Below are 22,322 nucleotides of genomic sequence, written 5' to 3'. Positions count from 1 at the left end.
CAAGGAACACCGGGAACAATACGCCGGTATTTTTGTTCCGGGAACAACAAACAAGGCCAGAGCCGAGGGGCTCTGACCTATAAAAAATTTACGGGATTTTTGCAAACTGAAATGCTCACGAAACATTTCAAATTCAGCTCACTGCTTGGTTGCAGCGGCGTCGGTGCGCATTGAAAGCGCTATCCGTTCAGCAGTACCGACCGGTATCTCGCCAACGACAGTCACCATCATGTCGCCCTGTGCCGTGGCCAGGCGCCGGGAAACCGCAACGGTCGGCCCCAACTGAGTACGGGTGTCGGTGACTGTTGCGCCATTCAACGGCTCGAGGAATACCGAAAAACGCGTCAGGCCATCGTCATACATCAGGCTATTGACCTGGGTCTTGGTCTGCGGATCCTTGCGAGCGGTGCTGCTGGTCAGCTCGAAGCCGGGCGGCAACCAGTCGGAACGCCAGACCTGGGCAGCCTTGACGGCAGAGGCCTTGTCACTTTCGAGATTGACCGGCTTGCAATCAGTACTGGCCTGCAGGTCTTTTTCGGAAGGGACGTCAGCGGTATCCATTTGCGTGAACTGGAAGCGCTCCAACAACCGCCCCTTGTCGTCCAGTAGCAAGGACTTCAGAGGCAGGCCGGTCTCCTTGTCCAGATGCAGTTCAAAACCGTAGCGGTGCTGATCACGGGGTGTCAGCGATACGATCACCGCCGAACGCCCGGCGACACGCGACTTGCCGATGACGGCCAGGTCATACCAATTCTTGAGCTTTTGAGGATCGAGTGCACGGGCGGCGGAGTTCGGGGAGTCCCCAAGCCCTGCTATCAGTGTGCCGCTGACGCATTGGGTTTGCCCATCAATGCGAACGACTTCCTGAGCGGAACCGTCAAGCTGGATCAAACGCTCGCGGACCTTTCCATCCTGGACGCGGTGCCAGATGTTATGGGTAGAAAAACTACCGTTACGCTCGTAGACGAAAGTACCCTGAAAGCTTTGCTGTTGCTCTGCCTGGCCCAGGCGGGTCAACCAGTCCTGGGCTTCACCGGCTTGGGCTGGAACGATGAACCAGCCGCTGAGCAGAAGCGAAAGTAGAGGTATGGCGCGCATGATCCTCCTTAACGGTTTTCCAGACTTGCGGCACGAGCGTAAGGCAGAGCGCTCTCAGTGCCTTTCAATGCAGCCTGTTGTGCGTGTTGGCGCAAGTAACCTGGCAGACGCTGATCGTGCCAGCCTGGCTGACCTTGCAGTACGCCGTTGGCCATTGGGCCAGTAGCATCCGAACTCTCATTGTAGCCTGCCAAAACGGCTGGGCCTTTTACTTGTGGAGCAGCCAGTCCGGGTTGAGCGGATTGCTGGGCCAGTTCGACACCGGCGATCTCATCCTGGTTGTACAGACGCACACCGGCCAGCACCGCCAGGGTCACCGAGGCAGCGACCGCCAGACGACCCAGGCTGCGCCATGGACCACGGGAAGCTTTTGCCGGTACGGCTTCGTCAGCCAGGGCAGCAGAAACAGCCGCGGCGATGTCCAGGCGTGGAAGCAGCAGATCCTTGTGCATCACTGCCCGAGCGATCTGATAACGAGCCCAGGTTTCACGGGTTTCTACATCGTCACAGGCATTCAATACCCGACGCAATTCCAATTCGTCCGCTTCGTTATCCATCACTGCGGACAGCGATTCCTGCAGGGCTTCACGACTCATGGCGTTCCTCTCTTGGCTGTCGCCGCTGTCTTTAGTTTTCCTGCAACAACGGCTGCAGGGCTTTGTCGATGGCCTCCCGGGCGCGGAAAATCCGGGAGCGCACGGTGCCTACCGGACATTGCATGACACTCGCAATGTCCTCGTAACTCAGACCATCAAACTCACGTAAAGTTAAAGCCGTACGCAAATCTTCCGGCAGTTGCTGAATGGTTCGATGGACGGTGCCTTCGATCTCATCCCGCAGCAAAGCCCGTTCTGGCGACTCGAGATCCTTGAGGCCATGATCGCCATCGTAGAACTCTGCATCCTCGGAACTGACATCGCTATCCGGCGGCCGACGGCCGCGTGAAACCAGATAGTTTTTCGCCGTGTTGATGGCGATGCGGTAAAGCCACGTATAAAACGCGCTGTCTCCGCGAAAATTTCCAAGTGCACGGTATGCCTTGATAAAGGCTTCTTGTGCCACATCCTGGGCTTCATGGGTGTCGTGCACGAAACGCACGATCAACCCGAGAATTTTGTGCTGGTATTTCAGCACTAGCAGATCGAAAGCACGCTTGTCGCCGCGCTGAACGCGTTCGACCAGTTGCTGATCCTCTTCCTGGGTTAGCATGAACACTCCTCGATGAGCTCGGAGGAGGCTTGCAGAAGTAAACCACCAGACTTGCAAACATAGACTCGGGCTTTTCGCAAAAGTTCTCCCCCTCCAGGCAAGTTTCCTGCGGGCTCTGATTTGGCACGCACGAAAAGCGCAGCACGAGTTGACCCGGCTGCGCGGATAATCTTGTCATCGGATTCTTCAGCAAGGCTCGAACTGCAATCCCGCACTGAAGCCGACACTGTCCCTTGTTTCAGGCAACCGTCTATTGATCTTGGGCCTTTGGCAAAAGTTCCAATTATTTATAGCCGTACCAACCCGACATTGTGCAACCGTGAAGGGAAAAAGACTGTTAAATCGGCGATACAGTCATTCTCGCGCCCAACGGGCAGAAAAACATCCGACGAAGCGACCGATGTTTTGCGTCACGGTAGTTTCACAATGCCATGCTAGCTCGGGTATTGTGCCGCTCCCCCCCTCTATATACTAGTGGGCAGTGCGGCTGCATTGACTGGAAAGTCCAGCTGCGCCACCCCCGACCCGGGTCGCTTTGAGCGGAATCCTGAAATGAGCCAACAGTTTCAACACGATGTTCTGGTAATTGGCAGCGGTGCTGCCGGCTTGAGCCTTGCGCTGACCTTGCCCGGTCATTTGCGCATTGCCGTTCTGAGCAAGGGCAACCTCGCCAATGGCTCGACTTTCTGGGCCCAGGGCGGCGTTGCGGCCGTTCTCGATGACACCGATACCGTTGAGTCCCATGTCGATGACACCCTCAATGCCGGCGGCGGCCTGTGTCATGAGGACGCCGTGCGCTTTACCGTCGAGCACAGCCGGGAAGCGATTCAATGGCTGATCGACCAGGGCGTGCCCTTTACCCGCGATGAACAATCGGGTAACGAAGATGGCGGGTTCGAGTTCCACCTCACCCGCGAGGGCGGTCACAGCCATCGGCGCATCATCCACGCCGCCGATGCCACCGGCGCTGCCATTTTCACCACCCTGCTCGACCAGGCCCGGAAACGACCGAACATCGAACTGCTGGAGCAGCGGGTTGCGGTTGACCTGATTACCGAGAAACGCCTGGGACTCGAAGGTGATCGCTGCCTCGGCGCCTATGTGCTCAATCGCGGCACCGGCGAAGTCGATACCTACGGCGCCCGCTTTGTGATCCTCGCCTCCGGTGGTGCGGCCAAGGTTTACCTCTACACCAGTAACCCTGACGGCGCCTGCGGCGATGGCATCGCCATGGCCTGGCGCTCGGGCTGCCGGGTGGCGAACCTGGAATTCAACCAGTTCCACCCTACTTGCCTGTATCACCCGCAAGCCAAGAGTTTCCTGGTCACCGAAGCCCTGCGAGGCGAAGGTGCCCACCTGAAGCTGCCCAACGGCGAGCGCTTCATGCAGCGCTTCGATCCACGGGCCGAGTTGGCCCCACGAGACATCGTCGCCCGGGCCATCGACCATGAAATGAAGCGCCTGGGCGTCGACTGCGTCTATCTGGACATCAGCCACAAACCCGAAGCCTTCATCAAGACGCACTTCCCGACGGTGTACGAACGTTGTCTGGAATTCTCCATCGACATCACCAAACAACCGATCCCGGTGGTCCCGGCGGCGCACTACACCTGCGGCGGCGTGATGGTCGATCAACAGGGTCGCACCGATGTGCCGGGGCTGTATGCCATCGGCGAAACCAGTTTCACCGGCCTGCACGGCGCCAACCGCATGGCCAGCAATTCGCTGCTGGAATGTTTCGTCTATGCCCGCTCGGCGGCCGCGGACATTCTCGAACAGTTGCCCCGGGTTCTGATGCCAACGCCCCTTCCCGCCTGGGATGCGAGCCAGGTCACCGATTCCGATGAAGACGTGATCATTGCGCACAACTGGGATGAACTGCGGCGATTCATGTGGGACTACGTTGGCATCGTGCGTACCAACAAGCGTCTGCAACGGGCGCAACATCGCGTGCAGCTGTTGCTGGATGAAATCGACGAGTTCTACAGCAACTACAAGGTCAGCCGGGACTTGATCGAGCTGCGCAACCTGGCCCAGGTTGCCGAGCTGATGATTCTGTCAGCCATGGAACGCAAGGAAAGCCGTGGCCTGCATTACACCCTCGACTACCCGGACATGTTGCCGGTCGCGCTGGACACTATTCTGGTACCGCCCACCTACGTCGGCTGAATTTGAGCCGCACCCGCAGGCGTCGGTGCACATCCGCCGCCTGCGCATCCCGGGGTACGCAAATGGCCCTGACCCGGCGCTCGCCCCGTAATCGAAAACGCACTACCACCACCAACGGCAGCGCCAGGCTGTCCGGCCTTAGTTGCACGGGCTGCCAGCCCTTGGCACGACTCCACAACTGCCAGCCATCGGCATCGCGCCGCAAGCCGCAAAAGGCCTGCGGGTGCGTCAGCAGGATCTGCCGGGGCAACAGCCAGGCTCCGTGAACCACGCACAGCATGACGCCGAGCAAGCTGGCCCAGACCGGAATCGACAGTAAAAACAACGAACCCAACGCGAACAGCTGGGCCAGAAGATAGGCCGCCAGCAACTGCCGTGAGGCATGCCAGCGGCATTCGAACCTATTACTTGGGCTGGACACGATCCAGAATCATGCGAACCATGCGTTGCAGTTCAGGATCTTCCGATTCGCTGCGTTCCATGAACCAGCCGAACATGTCCTGATCTTCGCATTCGAGCAACCTGACATAGCAGGCGCGATCAACCTCGTTGAGGTGCCGATAAACCTCTTTCACAAACGGCACCAGCAACACATCAAGCTCAAGCATGCCGCGGCGGCTGTGCCAGTAGAGGCGGTTCAGTTCAACATCTTCGACCATGGAGCGCTCCTCAAATAGGCCGCAAGTATACAGGCCCGCGCCCCGTCGAACAGTCGGCTTTGGTCGGCCACCGTCGAGCCTTTGTTAACTACCCATTTCGAAGGCGGCCCCTTATGATGTCCATCAGACTTTTTACCCTGCGATGACCCATGGCCGATTCTGCTTTTTTCTGCACCCTTTCTCATGAAGGTGTTCTCGCGGTCCGCGGCGCGGACGCCAGCAAATTCCTGCAAGGCCAACTGACCTGCAACCTCAACTACCTGAGCGATTCCCGGGCCAGCCTCGGTGCCCGCTGCACGCAAAAAGGCCGGATGCAATCGAGTTTCCGCATCCTGCTCGAGGGTGACGGCGTGGTCCTGGCCATGGCCACCGAATTGCTCGAACCGCAACTGGCGGACCTGAAAAAATACGCGGTATTTTCCAAGTCGAAACTGACCGACGAAAGTGCCGCCTGGGTCCGCTTCGGTATCGACCATGGCGACGCCGCACTGGTCAGCCTCGGCCTGGACCTGCCGGCAGAAACCGACAGCGTCGTGCGCAACGATGGGCTGATCGCCATCCGCGTCTCGCCTGAACGTGCCGAACTGTGGGTTGCCGCCGGTCAAGCCGATGCAGTCAAAGGCAAGCTTTCGGCTGTGCTGAGCGAAGGCGATCTGAATCAATGGCTGCTGGGCCAGGTCCGCGCCGGGATCGGCCAGGTCATGCCCGGCACCCGCGAGTTGTTCATCCCCCAGATGCTCAACCTGCAAGCGGTCGGTGGCGTGAGTTTCAAGAAAGGTTGCTACACCGGGCAGGAAATCGTCGCGCGGATGCAGTACCTGGGCAAACTCAAGCGCCGCCTGTATCGCCTGCAACTGGCTGCCGGCGAACTGCCTGAACCGGGTACCCCGCTGTTTTCCCCGACCCACGGCAGCGCTATCGGCGAAGTGGTGCTGGCGGCCCGCGCCGGACAGAACATTGAACTCCTGGCTGTGTTGCAAGCCGAAGCAGCAGAAAGTGGAGACATCCACCTGGGCGCGCTCGAAGGGCCGTCCTTGCAGCTGCTCGACCTGCCTTATGAACTGGACCGCGACCGCGAAATCCAGCAATAACGGCAGTACTTGGCGCGACACCTAGAGAGACTAAATGAGCAAGCTGGCGGAAAAGGTCCAACAGGATTTGGTTGAGGCCATCAATAACGATGACCTGGTTCTGCCAACGTTACCGGAAGTGGCCCTGCAGATTCGCAAGGCCGCGGAAAACCCGGAAGTCAGCGTCAGTACCCTGAGCAAAGTGATCGGCCGTGATACCGCGCTGTCGGCACGCCTGATCAAAGTGGTCAACAGCCCACTGTTGCGCGCGACCCAGGAAGTGACCGATCTGCATACCGCGATCACCCGCCTGGGCATCAACTACAGCTGTAACCTGGCGATCGGCCTGGTCATGGAGCAGATTTTCCATGCCCGCTCCGACGTGGTGGAACAGAAGATGCGCGATGTCTGGCGTAAAAGCCTGGAAATCGCCGGCGTCAGCTACGCCTTGTGCCGCAGTTGCACCCGACTAAAGCCCGATCAGGCGGCCCTTGGCGGCCTGGTGCACCAGATCGGCGTGCTGCCGATCCTGACCTACGCCGAAGATCACTACGAGCTGCTGTCCGACCCGGTCAGCCTCAACCATGTGATCGACCGGATTCATCCGCTAATCGGCGAAAAACTGCTCAGGGTCTGGGAATTTCCCGACATGCTGGTACAAGTGCCGCGGCTATACCTGAACTTCAAGCGCCAATCTGCGCAGGTCGACTATGTGGATCTGGTACAGGTGGCCAGCCTGTATTGCCTGCAGGACACCGATCACCCGCTCGCCAGTACCGATGCGTTGAACGTACCGGCCTACAAGGCACTTGGAATCGATTTTGACGACAAGGCGATGTGCGCCGACCTGGAAGAAACACGCACGATGTTTTACTGATCAAAGACCGCGTTGCCCCCCTTCGCGAGCAAGCCCGCTCCCACATTGAACCGAGTCGCCGCTGATCAAATGTGGGAGCGGGCTTGCTCGCGAAGGGGCCTGAACAGACGCGGCATCAATCCCCCGCAACAAAACTCACCCGCACCTTCAACCCCGCCCGCTCGCCATCGTGCAGGCTGATCTGGGCCAGATGCGCGCGGCAGATCTCACCGACAATCGCCAACCCCAATCCGGAACCGGCCACTTGCTGATTGCGGCGATAAAAGCGCTCGAATACCCGATCGCGTTCTTCAAGAGGTATGCCGGGGCCATCATCTTCGACTTCCAGCACGGCGGGCGCCGAGACCCGCAGAATCACGTTGCCACCCGGCGGCGTGTGGGCCAGTGCGTTATCCACCAGATTGCTCAGCAGCTCGTTCAATAACGTCGGCTCACCCCGCAGCCAGACCGGTTCATCCGCCTCCAGCGCCAGCGCGATACCACGCTTGTGGGCCAACGGCGCCATGGCCATGCCCAGCTCCCGTGCCAACTGACTCAGGTCGAGTAACTGCGCGCCGCCCTCGGCAATCGCCCGTGCGCCATTTTCGACCCGCGCCAGGGAAAGCAACTGATTGGCCAGATGAGTCAATCGATCAGTGCTCTGGGCGGCATTCTCCAGGGTGCTGCGCCAGACATCGGGCTCAGCCGAGCGCTGGCCCAGCTCCAGGCGCGCCTTGAGTGCCGCCAGCGGAGTGCGCAGTTCGTGGGCGGCATCGGCGATGAATTGCGCCTGCTTCTCGAACTGGCCACGCAAGCGCTCGGTAAAGTGATTGAGTGCGCGCACCAGCGGCCACAATTCGCGCTGCACTTCCACCAAAGGCAAGGGGCGCAGATCGTCCGGCTGGCGCTCTTCCACCGCCGTGCGCAAGCGCTCCAGCGGGCGCAACGCAGCACTCACCGCGAACCACACCAGCATCAACGCACCGATTGCCAGCATGCCCAGGCGCAGCAAAGTATCCGCCGCCAGACTGCGGGCCATGCTGACGCGCGCCTCATCGGTTTCCGCCACGCGAATTTCCGCCATGCCATTCATGTTCGGCTCGCTCACGGGCTTGAGCAGGCTCACCACGCGCACGTTCTGCCCGCGGTACTGGGCGTTGTAGAAACGTGCAAGCGCCGGATAGTCATCGGTGCGCGGCGTTCCCGGCGGTGGCGCGGGCAGGTTTTCGTAACCGGAAATCAGCTTCTGATTGATGTCGTTGACCAGGTAGAAAATTCGCCCGGCACTGTCGTAGGCAAAGGTATCGAGGGCCACGTAGGGCACGTCGGCACTGAGGGTGCCGTCGCGCTGGGAGACGCCCGCAGCGATGGTTCGCGCCGACGCCAGCAGGGTCCGGTCATAGGCCGTATCGGCAGCTTCGCGTCCGTTCCAGTAGGCGCTCAAACCACTGGCCAGCATCAACACCACCAGCAGCAGCGCCAGGTTCCACAGCAACCTCCAGCGCAGGCTGCTGGGCTTATGCATCGCGGCTTTCCAGCAAGTAACCGAGGCCGCGGAAGGTCACGATGGCGACCGGCTGACCGTCGAGTTTCTTGCGCAGGCGGTGCACGTAGATTTCGATGGCATCGGGGCTGGCTTCTTCGTCGAGGCCGAACACTTGCGACGCCAGCTGCTCCTTGCTCATCACCCGACCGGGGCGCGCGATCAGGGCTTCGAGCACGGCCTGTTCGCGGGAGGTCAGGGTCAGCAATTCTTCCCCGAGGGTGAAACGCCGGGTTTCCAGGTCGTAGGCCAGCACACCGCAACGCTGAATGCGCTCACCGCCCAGCACGCTGCGGCGCAACAAGGCTTTGACCCGGGCTTCGAGTTCGGTCAGTTCGAACGGCTTGGCCAGGTAATCGTCGGCGCCGAGGTTGAGGCCGTGGACCCGGTCCTTGACGTCGCTGCGGGCGGTCAGCATCAACACCGGCAGGTTCTTGCCCCGCGCCCGCAAACGCGCCAGCACTTCGAAACCATCCATGCGCGGCAAGCCGACGTCGAGGATCGCCATGGCGTATTCCTCGCTGCCCAGCGCCAGGTCGGCTGCCACGCCATCGTGCAGAACGTCCACGGTCAGCCCGGTGCTCTTGAGCGCCTGGGCGACACTTTCGGCGAGCTGCAAATGGTCTTCGACGAGCAGAACACGCATGGATCTTTACCTCATTCCGGGATGGTCGACGCCATTCTCTGGCGCGAAGTTTACAGCCGCAACCGCCGCTGTGAAGCCCGAAAACCGTGAAAGTCAGCTGAAAGGTTAGCGAAAGGTTAGCCCGTTACAGTCCAGCCACGGACAGTTTCGACTGCCGTCGCTGCAGCCACACAGCGATACGAAAAACGCCTCGAAGCGTTTTCGACAAATAAGAACAATAAACGGAGTAAGTCATCCATGCAGTCCCTGCAGACCCAGGCTATCGCGCCTGCCCGCCTCTCCCGTTTCAGCCACACTGCGCTTGCCAGCGCTGCCGCCCTTGCCGGCTTTTCACCGTTGAGCCAGGCCGCATTCTTCGAAGACAGCTCGGCCACTTTCGAAACCCGCAACATGTACTTCAATCGCGACTTTCGCGACGGCACCAGCGCCCAACAGTCCAAGCGTGACGAGTGGGCCCAGGGGTTCATGCTCAATCTGAAATCAGGCTACACCGACGGCACCGTGGGGTTCGGTGTCGATGCGCTGGGCATGATGGGGGTCAAGCTCGATTCGAGCCCGGACCGTACCGGTACCGGCCTGCTGCCGACCGACGATGGGCGCGCCGTCGACGAATACTCCAAGCTCGGCCTGACCGGCAAAATGAAAATCTCCGCCAGCGAGCTGAAAATCGGCACCCTGATCCCGGAACTGCCGATCCTCAAGCCCAATGACGGGCGCATCCTGCCGCAGACCTTCGAGGGCGGCATGCTGACCTCCAAAGAGCTCAAGAACCTGACTTTCACCGGCGGGCGTCTGGATAAAGCCAAGGACCGTGACAGCACCGACTTCGAGGACATTGCCCTCAACAACAAGAACGGCCGTTTCGCTGGCACCGTGGCCGGCAAGCACTTTGATTTTGGCGGCCTGGACTACAAGCTCACCGACAAGATCACCGGCAGCTACCACTTCGCGCAACTCGATGAAGTCTACAACCAGCATTTCCTCGGTTTGATCGCTTCGCAGCCATTTGGCCCCGGCACCTTTGGCACCGACCTGCGGTTTGCCATCAGCGATGACCAGGGCGAGGCCCGTGGCGGCAAGATCGACAACAAGTCCCTCAACGGCCTGGTGAGTTACGCCTTGAGTGGCCACAAGTTCAGCGCGGGCTACCAGCACATGTCCGGCGACAGCGCATTCCCGTATGTGGATGGCGCCGACCCGTACCTGGTGAACTTCGTGCAGATCAACGACTTTGCCGGCGCCGAAGAACGCTCCTGGCAAGCGCGTTATGACTTCGACTTCGTCACCCTCGGCGTCCCCGGTCTGACCTTCATGAGCCGTTACGTGAGCGGTGACAACATCAAGCTCAAGAACGGTGACGAAGGCAAAGAGTGGGAACGCAACTCCGAGATTAAATATGTTGTACAAAGCGGCGCGCTCAAGGATGTCGCCGTGCGCCTGCGCAATGCCACCTACCGCTCCAACTACTCTGCTCGCGATGCCGATGAAGTGCGTCTGCTGGTGAGCTATAGCGTTGCCCTTTGGTAATTCAGTGCGTCCATAACAACAACTCCCAAGGAGACTTGAATGAACCTGTCAATGCGTAAAATTGCCCTCGCGGCCAGCGTACTGCTGTTTACCGGCCATGCGCTTGCCGAACCCAAACGCCCGGAATGCATCGCCCCGGCCTCGCCCGGCGGTGGTTTCGACCTGACCTGCAAACTGGCGCAAAGCGCGCTGATCAACGAAAAACTGCTGACCAAACCGATGCGCGTGACCTACATGCCCGGCGGTGTCGGCGCGGTGGCTTACAACGCCGTGGTCGCCCAGCGCCCGGCCGATGCCGGCACCCTGGTGGCCTGGTCCAGTGGTTCGCTGCTGAACCTGGCCCAGGGCAAGTTCGGTCGTTTCGATGAAAGCCACGTGCGCTGGCTGGCTGCCGTTGGCACCAGCTATGGCGCCATCGCGGTGAAAAGCGATTCGCCCTACAAGACCCTCGACGATCTGGTCCAGGCACTGAAGAAAGATCCGAGCAAAGTGGTGATCGGCTCCGGCGGCACCGTCGGCAGCCAGGACTGGATGCAAACCGCGCTGATCGCCAAGGCCGCCGGGATCAACCCCCGTGACCTGCGTTACGTTGCCCTCGAAGGTGGCGGCGAGATTGCTACCGCCCTGCTCGGCGGCCACATCCAGGTCGGCAGCACCGACATCTCCGACTCCATGCCGCACATCCAGAGCGGCGACATGCGCCTGCTGGCGGTGTTCTCCGACAAGCGCCTGGACGAGCCGGAAATGAAGGACATTCCGACAGCCCGCGAGCAAGGCTACGACATCGTCTGGCCGGTGGTTCGCGGCTTCTACCTCGGGCCAAAAGTCAGCGATGAAGACTATGCCTGGTGGAAGGATTCCTTCGACAAGCTGCTGGCCTCCCCCGAGTTCGCCAAGCTGCGCGACCAGCGTGAACTGTTCCCGTTCGCCATGACCGGCCCGGAACTGGACACCTACGTGAAGAAGCAGGTTGCGGACTACAAAGTGCTGGCCAAAGAGTTCGGCCTGATCCAGTGATCGCCTCTGTCTAGCGGCCGCGGCTCCGTTTGGCGGAGTCGCGGCACAGGAGTTCCCCATGCTCTTACAACGCATTTTTGCTTCGGTGCTGTTGCTGGCCTGCCTCAGCCTGGTGGCGATGGCCTGGCCCTACCAGGCACCTTTTTCCTACGAACCGATCGGCCCGCGAGCCTTCCCCCTGCTGATGCTGGGACTGATGGGCCTGGCGCTGGTGTACATGGTGTATCGCCCTTCGCCGATCAAGCACACCGATGAAGAGCCACCGCTGGATCGCCAAACCCTGACCAAAATTGGTGTTTGCGTACTGTTGCTGCTGGTCTTCGCCGGGCTGTTCGAACCGCTGGGCTTCATTCTCAGCAGCATGCTGGTTGGCATACCGATGGCTCGCCTGTACGGCGGACGCTGGCTGCCGGGCGCGATAATCATCAGCCTGATGAGCGTCGGTCTGTACCTGCTGTTCGACAAAGTCATGGACGTGCCACTGCCTCTGGGCCTGCTCGACGTTCTGGAGAACTGATATGGATACGCTTGGTTATTTGAGTCACGGCTTCGGCGTCGCACTAACCCCTTACAACCTGGTGACCGCCCTCAGCGGCACGCTGATCGGCACCGTCGTCGGCCTGCTGCCGGGGCTGGGGCCGATCAACGGTGTGGCATTGCTGATCCCGATTGCGTTCGCACTGGGCCTGCCGCCGGAGTCGGCATTGATCCTGCTGGCGGCGGTATATCTGGGTTGCGAATACGGCGGCCGGATCAGTTCGATCCTGCTGAATATTCCCGGCGAAGCCTCCACCGTGATGACGACCCTCGACGGCTACCCGATGGCCCGTCAAGGCCTGGCCGGTGTTGCCCTGTCGCTGTCGGCCTGGAGTTCGTTCATCGGCGCTTTCATTGCCACCTGCGGGATGGTGGTGTTCGCGCCGATACTGGCGAAATGGGCGATTGCCTTCGGCCCGGCGGAATACTTCGTGCTGATGGTGTTTGCGATTGTCTGTCTCGGCGGCATGGCCGGCGACCGCCCGCTCAAGACCTTCATCGCCGCGCTGATCGGGCTGTTTCTGTCGACGGTCGGCATTGATGCCAACAGCGGTGTGTACCGCTTCACCGGCGATAACATCCACCTCACCGACGGCATTCAATTCGTAGTGCTGGTGCTGGGCCTGTTCTCCATCAGTGAAATCCTGTTGCTGCTGGAAAAAACCCACCGTGGCCAGGAAGCCTTCCAGGCGACCGGGCGCATGCTGTTCAACTTCAAGGAAGCCGCTTCGGTGTTCTGGGTGAACATGCGTTGTGGCGTACTCGGTTTCATCATGGGCGTACTGCCCGGCGCAGGTGCAACGCTGGCCAGTGCGGTGGCCTACATGACCGAGAAACGCATTGCCGGCCCAAGCGGCAAATTCGGCCAGGGCGACAAACGCGGTCTTGCGGCCCCGGAAACTGCCATCGGTGCCGAAGCCTGCGGCGCGCTGGTGCCGATGCTGACCCTCGGCGTTCCCGGCTCGGGCACCACGGCGGTGATGATCGGTGCGCTGTCGCTGTACAACATCACGCCCGGCCCCCTGCTGTTCCAACAGCAACCGGACATCGTCTGGGGCCTGATCGCGTCATTGTTTATCGCCAACATCATGCTGGTGATCCTCAATATCCCGATGATCCGCATCTTCACCAAAATCCTCGCCGTGCCGAACTGGGCGCTGGTGCCGATGATCGCGATCATCACCGCTATCGGCGTGTACGCGGTGCATGCCACCACCTTCGACCTGTTCCTGATGATCGGTATCGGCATCTTCGGCTACATCCTGCGCAAGCTCGACTTCCCGCTGTCGCCGGTGCTACTGGGTTTCATCCTTGGCGGCTTGATGGAGCAGAACCTGCGTCGGGCGTTGTCGATCTCCAACGGTTCGCTGGACATCCTCTGGTCGAGCGGCATCACCGTCGGTGTCTGGGGGTTGATCGTGGTCATGCTGCTGGTGCCGATTGTGCGCATCTGGCGTAAACGCTCAGTGGCGCAACGCGTTGTCGCCGATGTCTGATCGGTCCCCCTTCAAACTCTGGTGGGGAACCCCGCTGGTCGGCCTGCTGGGCGGTTATCTCGCCAGCCAGGTCGGCTGGCCTTTGCCGTGGATGGTCGGCTCGTTGCTGGCGATCATCCTCGTGCGCTGCCTGACACCCTGGCAATTGGCCGAAATCCCTGGCGGACGCAAGTGCGGCCAGTGGATCGTCGGTATCGGCATCGGCCTGCACTTCACCCCGGTGGTGATGGAGCAGGTGCTGAGTCATTTCGGTTTGATTTTCTTTGGTGCGTTGGTCACCAGCCTGTCCGCCGTGGTCGGCGTGTGGCTGATGCGCCGTACCGGAGAAGATCGCGCCACGGCGTTCTTTTCCAGCATGCCCGGCGGTTCCGGGGAGATGGTCAACCTCGGCGCCCGCAATGGTGCGGTACTCAGCCGTGTGGCGGCGGGGCAGAGTTTGCGGGTGTTGGTCGTGGTGCTGTGCGTACCGGCAGCCTTCAAGTATTTGTTGGGGGACGGTGCGCCGACTTTCCACGCTGGCAGCATCGATTGGCGCTGGCTGGCGGTGTTGTTTCCCGCTGGCGCGTTGGCGGCCTGGATCTGGGAGCGCCTGCGTCAACCCAACCCCTGGCTGTTCGGGCCGTTGCTGGTCAGTGCGGCCGTCAGCATCGGCTGGGACCTGCACATCGGCTTGCCCGACGGCGGTAGCCAGATTGGCCAATGGTTGATCGGCAGCGGTCTGGGCTGTCACTTCAACCGGCAGTTTTTCCGGCGTGCACCGTCGTTCATGGGGCGCACCCTGATCGGCACGGTGTTGACCATGCTGATCGCCACGGCGGCGGCATTGGGTTTGAGTGCGCTGACCCATCTGGATCTGCGTTCACTGACCTTGGGCATGATGCCCGGCGGGATTGCCGAGATGAGCCTGACAGCGGAAACCCTGCAACTGTCGGTGCCGCTGGTGACGGCGATGCAGGTGATGCGGCTGTTGTTTGTGTTGTTTCTGGCGGAGCCGTTGTTCAAGTACTGGAACCGGGGTCCGGATTCAGTCTGATAGACCTGTGGCGAGGGGGCTTGCCCCCGCTCGGCTGCGAAGCAGTCGTAAACCCTGCACACACCAGTGATCCGGTCTTATTGAAAGCGGGGGCCGCTACGCGCCCCAACGGGGGCAAGCCCCCTCACCACAAAAGCTCAGCCGATCCCCATCAAACCGGCGGCAACCGCCACTCGATCGGCGTCTCGCCATTCTGCTCCAGAAACTTGTTGGTCCGGCTGAAGTGCCCGCAACCGAGAAAGCCGCGATAGGCCGACAGCGGTGACGGATGCACCGAGGTCAACACCAGATGCTTGGTCGCATCGATCAGCTTCTGCTTGCTCTGGGCATGGGCGCCCCACAGCATGAACACCAGGTGCGGTTGCTGCTGGCTGACCACTTCAATGACCCGATCGGTGAAAAACTGCCAGCCCTTGTCCTTGTGCGCATTGGCATTGGCGCGCTCGACGGTCATGGTGGTGTTGAGCATCAGCACGCCCTGATCGGCCCAGCTTTGCAAGTAGCCATGGTTGGGAATGTCGATGTTCAGGTCGCGTTTGAGCTCTTTGTAAATGTTCACCAGCGACGGCGGCGCCGGCACGCCCGGTTGCACCGAGAAGCACAAGCCATGGGCCTGGCCCGGGCCGTGATAAGGGTCCTGCCCGAGGATCACAACCTTGACCTTGTCCAGCGGCGTGGAATTGAGCGCGTTGAAAATCATCGGCCCCGGCGGATAGATCTCCTTACCGGCCGCCCGCTCCTGTTGCAGGAAGTTTCGCAACTCTGCCATGTAGGGCTGGTCGAATTCGGCACGCAGTGCCTCCTTCCAGCCCGGTTCGAGTTTGATACGGTCGTCAGCAGTCATGGTTACATCCGGAAAAAACAATGGGGCGAACCCTAGGAAAGCGCATCACGCTTGTCAATTGATCTGACGCAGATCCGGCACTTTCCCACACAGCGATCATACTTAACCCTCAAATTCCCGATCGAGGTCACGATGAATCTGCACTTCGAAGAACTCACCGGCACCGACGGCGCGCGCATCGGCATCGCCAGCCTGGATGCCGAAAAATCCCTGAACGCCCTGTCCCTGCCGATGATCAACGCCCTGCGCGACCGAATGGGGGCCTGGGCCAAGGACCCGCAGATCGTCTGCGTTCTATTGCGCGGCAACGGTGCCAAGGCCTTTTGCGCCGGCGGCGAAGTGCGCAGCCTGGTGGAAGCCTGTCGCGTCCATCCGGGCGAAGTACCGCCACTGGCCGCGCAGTTCTTTGCGGCGGAATATCGCCTGGACTTCAAACTTCATACCTACCCGAAACCGCTGATCTGCTGGGGCCACGGCTATGTGCTCGGCGGTGGCATGGGACTGTTGCAAGGGGCAGGCATCCGCATCGTCACGCCGAGCAGCCGCTTGGCCATGCCGGAGATCAGCATCGGCCTGTACCCGGACGTTGGCGCCAGTTGGTTTCTGTCGCGCCTGCCCGGCAAGCTCGGGTTGTTCCTGGGCCTGACCGGTGCGCACATGAACGGCCGCGATGCCATCGACCTGGACCTGGCCGATCGCTTCCTGCTCGATGAGCAGCAGCCGAAATTGATCGAAGGCCTGTTGCAATTGAACTGGCAGGAACAGACACCCATGCAGCTCAACAGCCTGCTCAAGGCCTTGCAGCAGGAAGCCGCGGCGCAGATGCCCGAAGCCCAGTGGCTGCCGCGCCGACAGCAGATCGACGAACTGCTGGATGTCAGCGACGTGCGTTGCGCCTGGAAGGCCATCAGCGCCTTGCGCGATCACACCGACCTGTTGCTGAGTCGCGCAGCCAGGACCCTGAGCGAAGGCGCTCCGCTGACCGCTCGTCTGGTGTGGGAGCAGATCATTCGTGCCCGACACCTGTCATTGGCCGAAGTCTTCCAGATGGAATACACCCTTAGCCTCAACTGCTGTCGGCATCCGGAATTCAGCGAAGGCGTACGTGCCCGGTTGATCGACAAGGATCAGAAACCGCATTGGCACTGGCCGGACATCAACAACGTGCCGGACGCGGTGGTAGAGGCACATTTTCACAAGGCGTGGGAAGGTCGGCATCCGCTGGCGGATTTGTCCGAATACTGAAAACTGCACACAACACTGTGGGAGCGGCGGTGCGACGATTCGACTTGCTCGCGAAAGCGTCATCTCAGCAACATTGATGTTGACTGACACTCCGCCTTCGCGAGCAAGTCGAATCGTCGCACCGCCGCTCCCACATTCAGAGTTGTGTTTTGTACAAAGCTATCGGTGGCCGCCCCGCCCGTTGCGATAGCCTCGACCGTTACCGCGATAGTCGTTGTTCCAGTTCCCGCGGTTACGGCCGTCCCAGCCATGGTTCTGATGCGTGCGGTAGTCGCCACGCGACGGCTGATAGTAACGAGGGGCCGACTGGTAATGGCGCGATGGTTGATACATCCGCGGCTGCGAGTAATAGCGCGACGGTTGATAGATCCGTGGCTGTGAGTAATAGCGCGGTGTCGGCTGGTAATACCGCGCTGGCGGCACGTAGTACCGGGGCGGCGGTGTGTAGTAACCGCCACCATTGGAGTAGTAGGAACTCCCCCCGGCGTAATAGGTTGGCGATGGCGAGGTATAGACCTCGGAACTGTAGTAACTGCCTCCTTCATCGTAATAAGGCACGCACCCACCAAGGGACAATCCCAACACAGCTAGCAGAAGAATTCGACAGAGCATGGCGGCCTCCTGGACCGCGGGTAAGCCACACCAGCGACGCTGGCAGGCGACAGACAAATGTTCGGTGACTGTCGAAAGATCAGACACCGAATTCGGAATCTGGTGCGCCATCGAAACAAGTGGAAACATCTGGCCGATGAAAGGTTTTTCATCCATTCGCGCCCTGATTAACGGTGGCCACCTCGATGTCCACCGCCATGATGTCCGTGTCCGCCGCCGTGGCCACGGTAGTAACCATGCCCACCGTAGTAATAGGCGCGATAACCACCGTAATAACGCGGACCGTAGTAACCGTAGTAATAGGGCGAGTAGTAGCCGGGGTAGTAATAAGGTCCCCCGTAGACGTCGGCAGGACCGGCGTAGTAGTAGCAGCCAGACAATCCAAGACCCAGTACTGCACCTAACAATAATCGACGCAACATGGCGGCCTCCGTAAAGACCTGTAACAGCAGTCGGCACGCTCCGACTTACACCTGTTTTGACTGGCAATCCCCTGCCAAGTGCGACGTTGCACCCACCGTCTGATCAGCGGCGGACAGGTTCCAATGCGGTGCACACGAGCACCATCAAAGTGCCGCCTCATTCACGCTGGCGGCGGGCGTAACCCTTCGTGGAATGTGGGAACGACCATTCGCGGCACACATGGAGCAGTTATTTCCCCGCAGTGCCATTAGAATGCAACCATCGGATGACTGCCAATGGAACTGCCATGCCGCTTCGCTCGCCGCTGTACTCTCAACGTTCGTTGGTGCTCACGCTGGTCGCGTTGCTGGGCGCAGGTTTCCTCGCCACCTCCTTCCTCAGTTACTACGCCTCCCGGGCCTCGATCCGCGACAACATCGTCAACACCGAACTGCCGCTGACGTCGGACACGGTCTACTCGGAAATCCAGAAAGACCTCGTCAGGCCGATCCTGATTTCCTCGATGATGGCCCGCGACACCTTCATGCGCGACTGGGTGGTCAATGGTGAAAAGGACTCCGACCAGATGACCCGTTACCTCAACGAGGTCATGACCCACTACGGTGCCTACACCGCGTTCTTCGTCTCCAACACCAGCCTGACCTACTACCACGCCAAGGGTGTGCTCAAGCAGGTCAAGGCCACCGAGCCCCGCGACGCCTGGTACTTTCGCGTGCGGGACATGAAGGATCCGTACGAGATCAACGTCGACCCGGACCTCGCCAACAAGGACAACCTGACCTTCTTCATCAACTACAAGGTCTACGACTACAACAGCCGATTCATCGGCGCGGCCGGGGTTGGCCTGACCGTCGATGCCGTGATCAAGCTGATCGACAAGTACCAGCAGCGCTATCAACGCAGTGTGTATTTCGTCGACAACTTCGGGCGCCTGGTGCTCACCGGCGCCGAAGGGGGGCCGCAGGGCGCGCACATCGGGCAGAAACTCAGTGAACTCGACAGCATGAAAGACCTGGTCAGCCGGCTGCCCAAACCCCACAGCGGCAGCTATGAATACTCCGTGCAGGGCCAGGGGCATTTCCTCAACGTGCGGTTTATCCCGGAGCTGAACTGGTACCTGTTCGTCGACAAACGCGAAGACAGTGCCCTCGGTGAAATCCGCCAGTCGCTGTACCTCAACCTGCTGATCTGCCTGCTGGTCACCTTGATCGTGCTGGCCCTGCTCAACCGGGTGATCAAACGCTATCAGGACAAGATCCAGGCCCAGGCCATCCTCGACAGCCTGACCGAACTGCCCAACCGTCGTGGCTTCGACCTGCTGGCCGCGCAGGCCATGCACGAAGCCCGGCGCGAGCCCAAGCCGCTGACCGCTTTGCTGCTGGACCTGGACCACTTCAAGGCGCTGAACGACACCTACGGCCACCTGGCCGGCGACCAGGTACTGATCGGTTTCGCCCGGGATCTGGAAAGTTGCCTGCGGCACTCCGACATCGTCTGCCGCTGGGGTGGTGAAGAGTTCATCGTGCTGCTCAAGGACACCGACGGTAAGACCGGCCTGATGATTGCCGAGAAAATTCGTCAGCACGTGGAGGAACAGCGCTATGCCTACAACAGTAAGGCCTTGCATGTGACCGTCAGCATCGGCCTCACCACCCAGCAGCCCGATGACACCTTGCACAGCCTGCTGTCACGGGCGGATCATGCGATGTATCGGGCCAAGCAAACTGGCCGTAACCGAACCTGCGTGGAAAAACCTCACTCCAGCTATGAACCAGCCTGACCTCTGCCCAGCCTGCGGTGCACCCAACGACTGCACCCTGGCCGACCCGCGAACCGCCGACCGCGCCTGCTGGTGCTACGGCGTCAGCATCGACCCGGCGGTGCTCCAGGCGCTGCCGGCGGAACTGCGCGACGCCTCGTGCCTGTGCCCGCGCTGCGCCGAGGTCGAGGCGCAGTTGCAAGCAGCGTCCGGGTCGATCAAGTAAGATGCGCGCCCCTGTCCTTACCGATCCTTAAGTCATGCGTGTCGACCGTTTCCTCAGCAACCTGCCGTGCTTCAACCGTAAGCAGGTGCGCCTGTTGCTGGTGGAAAAACGCGTCAGGGTTGACGGAAAAGTCGTCAGCGACCCGCACAGCGAAGTCCGCGAATTCAGCCGCGTCGAAGTCGACAACGAGGTGCTGCAAGTCGGTAAACCCCTACGCCATTTCATGTTGCACAAGCCCGCCGGATGCGTCAGCGCCACCCGGGATCCGCAGCACCCGACCGTGCTCGATTTGATCCATGAACCGGACAAGGGCGAACTGCACATCGCCGGACGCCTGGACTTCAACACCACCGGCCTGATGCTGATCACCAACGACGGCAGCTGGTCACGGCGCCTGACCCAGCCGCAGACCAAACTGCCCAAGGTCTATTACGTCGAAACCGAGCAGGACATCGGCCCCGAGTACGCGATCAAATTCAACGAAGGGCTGTACTTCGCCTTCGAAGACCTCACCACGCAACCCGCCGGGCTAGAGCTGCTCGGGCCAAAACGCGCACGCCTGAGCATCGTCGAGGGCCGCTATCACCAGGTCAAGCGCATGTTCGGCCACTTCGACAACAAGGTGATGCGCCTGCATCGCGAACGCATGGGGTCGCTGGTACTCGACGACACCTTGAAACCGGGCGAATACCGCCCGCTGACCGACGAAGAGATCGGATCGATCTAAGCGCGCGACCGCTCAGCAGAAAGTTGTCGAACAATTTACCAACGGCACTTGCGCAATGATGTGACCCCTGCTTGAATCAGGACGTCGGCCGAAATGTGACCGACGAGTCACCCCATACTTCTAAGAAACTTTTTGCCGGTAGGAACCCAAGGGTTCCGGCCTCATCCGGCAGACTGCCCGCCAATAACAATACCCGTCGACCGGACTGTAATGGATCGACATGGGCCTCTCAAATTCCAGGCGTATGCCTACCTGTCACAAAGCTCGTGCAATCTCATTTGCGCGCATACCCGCTTGCCAGGAGTCTTATGACATGAGGCCAGAAATCGCTGTGCTGGATATACAGGGTCAGTATCGGGTTTACACGGAGTTCTATCGCGCGGACGCCGCAGAGAAGACCATTATCTTGGTCAACGGCTCGATGGCCACGACTGCGTCGTTTGCACAAACCGTGAAAAACCTCCATCCGCAGTTCAACGTCGTCTGCTACGACCAGCCCTACGCGGGCCGGTCAAAAGCCCACAACCTGCATGAAAAAATGCTCACCAAGGAAATCGAAGGACAGATCCTGCTTGAGCTGATCGACCACTTCGCCGCCGAGCACGTACTGTCGTTTTCCTGGGGCGGTGCCGCGACCATGATGGCATTGTCGCAACGGCCACGGCGCATCGAAAAAGCCGTGATCAGCTCGTTCTCCCCGGTGATCAACGCGCACATGCTCGACTACCTCGAGCGCGGCGTCGAACACCTCGGCAACCTGGATCGCGACCGGGTCGGGCACCTGGTGAACGACACCATCGGCAAACACCTGCCGTCGTTGTTCAAGCGCTTCAACTATCGCCACGTCAGCTCTCTGGCCGAACATGAGTACGGGCAGATGCACTTCCACATCAGCGACGTGCTGCACAGCGATCGCCAGTGCTACCTGCACGCGGCGAAGAAAATCGACGTGCCGGTGCTGTTCCTAAACGGCGAATGGGACGAATACACCGCCGCCGACGACGCCCGGTTGTTCGCCGGCCACGTGCAACACAGCACGTTCAGCACCATTCAGGCCACCGGCCACTTTCTCGACATGGAGCACAAAGCCGCCTGCCGAGACAGCCGCAACGCACTGATGGGCTTCCTGAAACCAGCGCAACTCGAAAGCCGACCGCGTTACCACAACGCCCAGGAACACCATGCATTGGCAGGCTGAAGTAGCGTCATCGCGAGCAAGCCCCGCCCTGCTGCGTTAAACGTATTGCGCAGGCGCGAGGCTTGCCCGCGATCGACCGTCATGCGGTCCGGGCTTTTTTGTCACATCTGCGTTAAACCCGCCCCACGTAAAGAAAAACTTCAAATCCGCAGCCGTATCTGGTACAAAGTCACCGCTCTGAGCGGGTGTCGTATAATGGCATTACTCCAGCTTCCCAAGCTGATAACGAGGGTTCGATTCCCTTCACCCGCTCCAATCGAATTTTGATCTCACGTCAGGGTGGTTTTGACGGGGGATGCAGAGACAGAAAAAACCGGCCTTGATGGCCGGTTTTTTTGTGTCCGGGATTTGGCGGGTTTTGCTTCTTCAGTCATTCCGTCATTTTCCCTGATCGATTAGCAAGTGCCCTTGGGCGATAGCGTCTATCC

General features: G+C 60.3%; 23 protein-coding genes and 1 tRNA gene. 14 read left to right on the top strand and 10 right to left on the bottom strand.

The genetic code is table 11. The features are described 5' to 3' along the window. Positions 1–138: 138 nt before the first annotated feature. The 3 genes from PspS34_RS06550 to rpoE are packed head-to-tail and all read right to left on the bottom strand — an operon-like array spanning position 139 to position 2,307. Positions 139–1,098, bottom strand: coding sequence for a MucB/RseB C-terminal domain-containing protein (locus tag PspS34_RS06550; RefSeq protein WP_154861746.1), 960 nt, complete (start codon positions 1,096–1,098; stop codon positions 139–141). 8 nt (positions 1,099–1,106) lie between these two features. After that, positions 1,107–1,694: an RseA family anti-sigma factor gene (locus PspS34_RS06545; protein WP_057716023.1), complete on the bottom strand. Its 588-nt coding sequence runs from the start codon at positions 1,692–1,694 to the stop codon at positions 1,107–1,109. A gap of 31 nt (positions 1,695–1,725) precedes the next feature. Continuing rightward, on the bottom strand, positions 1,726–2,307 hold the full coding sequence (rpoE, locus tag PspS34_RS06540; RefSeq protein ID WP_003172477.1) for an RNA polymerase sigma factor RpoE: 582 nt from the start codon (positions 2,305–2,307) through the stop codon (positions 1,726–1,728). A gap of 552 nt (positions 2,308–2,859) precedes the next feature. Here rpoE and nadB point away from each other — a divergent pair. Then, the gene (gene nadB, locus PspS34_RS06535) at positions 2,860–4,476 is read left to right on the top strand and encodes an L-aspartate oxidase (RefSeq protein WP_154861747.1); all 1,617 of its coding nucleotides are present in this window, start codon (positions 2,860–2,862) and stop codon (positions 4,474–4,476) included. On the opposite strand, the gene PspS34_RS06530 is transcribed toward nadB, so the two are convergent. Next, on the bottom strand, positions 4,445–4,897 hold the full coding sequence (locus PspS34_RS06530) for a protein YgfX (protein WP_154861748.1): 453 nt from the start codon (positions 4,895–4,897) through the stop codon (positions 4,445–4,447). The two genes, nadB and PspS34_RS06530, sit on opposite strands and share 32 nt — an antisense overlap. Next, positions 4,881–5,135, bottom strand: a complete 255-nt coding sequence (locus PspS34_RS06525) for a succinate dehydrogenase assembly factor 2 (protein WP_057716026.1) — start codon at positions 5,133–5,135, stop codon at positions 4,881–4,883. The genes PspS34_RS06530 and PspS34_RS06525 overlap by 17 nt, the downstream gene beginning before the upstream one ends. 149 nt (positions 5,136–5,284) lie before the next feature. Between PspS34_RS06525 and PspS34_RS06520 the strand changes: the two genes are divergently transcribed. Further along, on the top strand, positions 5,285–6,226 hold the full coding sequence (locus PspS34_RS06520) for a folate-binding protein YgfZ (RefSeq protein ID WP_057716027.1): 942 nt from the start codon (positions 5,285–5,287) through the stop codon (positions 6,224–6,226). Positions 6,227–6,260: 34 nt separating this feature from the next. Continuing rightward, the gene (locus tag PspS34_RS06515) at positions 6,261–7,082 is read left to right on the top strand and encodes an HDOD domain-containing protein (protein ID WP_057716028.1); all 822 of its coding nucleotides are present in this window, start codon (positions 6,261–6,263) and stop codon (positions 7,080–7,082) included. A 115-nt stretch (positions 7,083–7,197) separates the two neighbouring features. On the opposite strand, the gene PspS34_RS06510 is transcribed toward PspS34_RS06515, so the two are convergent. Beyond that, complete coding sequence (locus PspS34_RS06510; protein ID WP_150814282.1) at positions 7,198–8,586, bottom strand: sensor histidine kinase; 1,389 nt, start codon at positions 8,584–8,586, stop codon at positions 7,198–7,200. After that, the gene (locus tag PspS34_RS06505; RefSeq protein WP_007979804.1) at positions 8,579–9,250 is read right to left on the bottom strand and encodes a response regulator; all 672 of its coding nucleotides are present in this window, start codon (positions 9,248–9,250) and stop codon (positions 8,579–8,581) included. The genes PspS34_RS06510 and PspS34_RS06505 overlap by 8 nt, the downstream gene beginning before the upstream one ends. Positions 9,251–9,487: 237 nt before the next feature. Between PspS34_RS06505 and PspS34_RS06500 the strand changes: the two genes are divergently transcribed. The 5 genes from PspS34_RS06500 to PspS34_RS06480 are packed head-to-tail and all read left to right on the top strand — an operon-like array spanning position 9,488 to position 14,860. Then, a complete protein-coding gene (locus PspS34_RS06500) occupies positions 9,488–10,777 on the top strand; it encodes an OprD family porin (RefSeq protein ID WP_154861749.1) in 1,290 nt (429 codons plus the stop codon). A 39-nt stretch (positions 10,778–10,816) separates the two neighbouring features. Continuing rightward, complete coding sequence (locus tag PspS34_RS06495) at positions 10,817–11,794, top strand: tripartite tricarboxylate transporter substrate binding protein (protein WP_090453661.1); 978 nt, start codon at positions 10,817–10,819, stop codon at positions 11,792–11,794. 58 nt (positions 11,795–11,852) lie between these two features. Continuing rightward, complete coding sequence (locus PspS34_RS06490; RefSeq protein ID WP_090453659.1) at positions 11,853–12,311, top strand: tripartite tricarboxylate transporter TctB family protein; 459 nt, start codon at positions 11,853–11,855, stop codon at positions 12,309–12,311. A 1-nt stretch (position 12,312) separates the two neighbouring features. Beyond that, a complete protein-coding gene (locus PspS34_RS06485) occupies positions 12,313–13,827 on the top strand; it encodes a tripartite tricarboxylate transporter permease (protein WP_057716033.1) in 1,515 nt (504 codons plus the stop codon). Beyond that, positions 13,820–14,860, top strand: coding sequence for an AbrB family transcriptional regulator (locus PspS34_RS06480; protein WP_154861750.1), 1,041 nt, complete (start codon positions 13,820–13,822; stop codon positions 14,858–14,860). The genes PspS34_RS06485 and PspS34_RS06480 overlap by 8 nt, the downstream gene beginning before the upstream one ends. Before the next feature lie 151 nt (positions 14,861–15,011). On the opposite strand, the gene ung is transcribed toward PspS34_RS06480, so the two are convergent. Then, the gene (gene ung / locus PspS34_RS06475) at positions 15,012–15,704 is read right to left on the bottom strand and encodes a uracil-DNA glycosylase (protein WP_008050720.1); all 693 of its coding nucleotides are present in this window, start codon (positions 15,702–15,704) and stop codon (positions 15,012–15,014) included. Between the two features lie 132 nt (positions 15,705–15,836). Between ung and PspS34_RS06470 the strand changes: the two genes are divergently transcribed. Further along, positions 15,837–16,949 (top strand): enoyl-CoA hydratase/isomerase family protein, encoded by a 1,113-nt coding sequence (locus tag PspS34_RS06470; protein WP_150814278.1) that lies wholly within the window; start codon positions 15,837–15,839, stop codon positions 16,947–16,949. A 159-nt stretch (positions 16,950–17,108) separates the two neighbouring features. Here the strand turns inward: PspS34_RS06470 and PspS34_RS06465 are convergent, their stop codons facing one another. After that, a complete protein-coding gene (locus PspS34_RS06465; protein ID WP_154861753.1) occupies positions 17,109–17,561 on the bottom strand; it encodes a hypothetical protein in 453 nt (150 codons plus the stop codon). A 167-nt stretch (positions 17,562–17,728) separates the two neighbouring features. Beyond that, on the bottom strand, positions 17,729–17,983 hold the full coding sequence (locus PspS34_RS06460; RefSeq protein WP_079246796.1) for a hypothetical protein: 255 nt from the start codon (positions 17,981–17,983) through the stop codon (positions 17,729–17,731). A 287-nt stretch (positions 17,984–18,270) separates the two neighbouring features. On the opposite strand from PspS34_RS06460, the gene PspS34_RS06455 reads away from it, so the two are divergent. The 5 genes from PspS34_RS06455 to PspS34_RS06435 all read left to right on the top strand — a co-directional run bounded on the left by PspS34_RS06455 (position 18,271) and on the right by PspS34_RS06435 (position 22,149). After that, entirely contained in the window at positions 18,271–19,764 is a 1,494-nt protein-coding gene (locus PspS34_RS06455) for a sensor domain-containing diguanylate cyclase (RefSeq protein WP_154861754.1), read from the top strand. After that, a complete protein-coding gene (locus PspS34_RS06450) occupies positions 19,751–19,969 on the top strand; it encodes a cysteine-rich CWC family protein (RefSeq protein ID WP_008050697.1) in 219 nt (72 codons plus the stop codon). The genes PspS34_RS06455 and PspS34_RS06450 overlap by 14 nt, the downstream gene beginning before the upstream one ends. 34 nt (positions 19,970–20,003) lie before the next feature. Then, complete coding sequence (locus PspS34_RS06445) at positions 20,004–20,696, top strand: pseudouridine synthase (protein WP_150814275.1); 693 nt, start codon at positions 20,004–20,006, stop codon at positions 20,694–20,696. Between the two features lie 313 nt (positions 20,697–21,009). Further along, complete coding sequence (locus PspS34_RS06440; protein WP_057716040.1) at positions 21,010–21,894, top strand: alpha/beta hydrolase; 885 nt, start codon at positions 21,010–21,012, stop codon at positions 21,892–21,894. A gap of 181 nt (positions 21,895–22,075) precedes the next feature. Beyond that, a tRNA-Gly gene (locus tag PspS34_RS06435) sits at positions 22,076–22,149 on the top strand. The last annotated feature ends 173 nt before the right edge of the window (positions 22,150–22,322 follow it).

Source organism: Pseudomonas sp. S34 (assembly GCF_009866745.1).
GTDB lineage: Bacteria > Pseudomonadota > Gammaproteobacteria > Pseudomonadales > Pseudomonadaceae > Aquipseudomonas > Aquipseudomonas jessenii.
The sequence above is the reverse complement of the archived record's forward strand: the minus strand, read 5'-3'. Positions and strand labels throughout refer to the sequence as shown.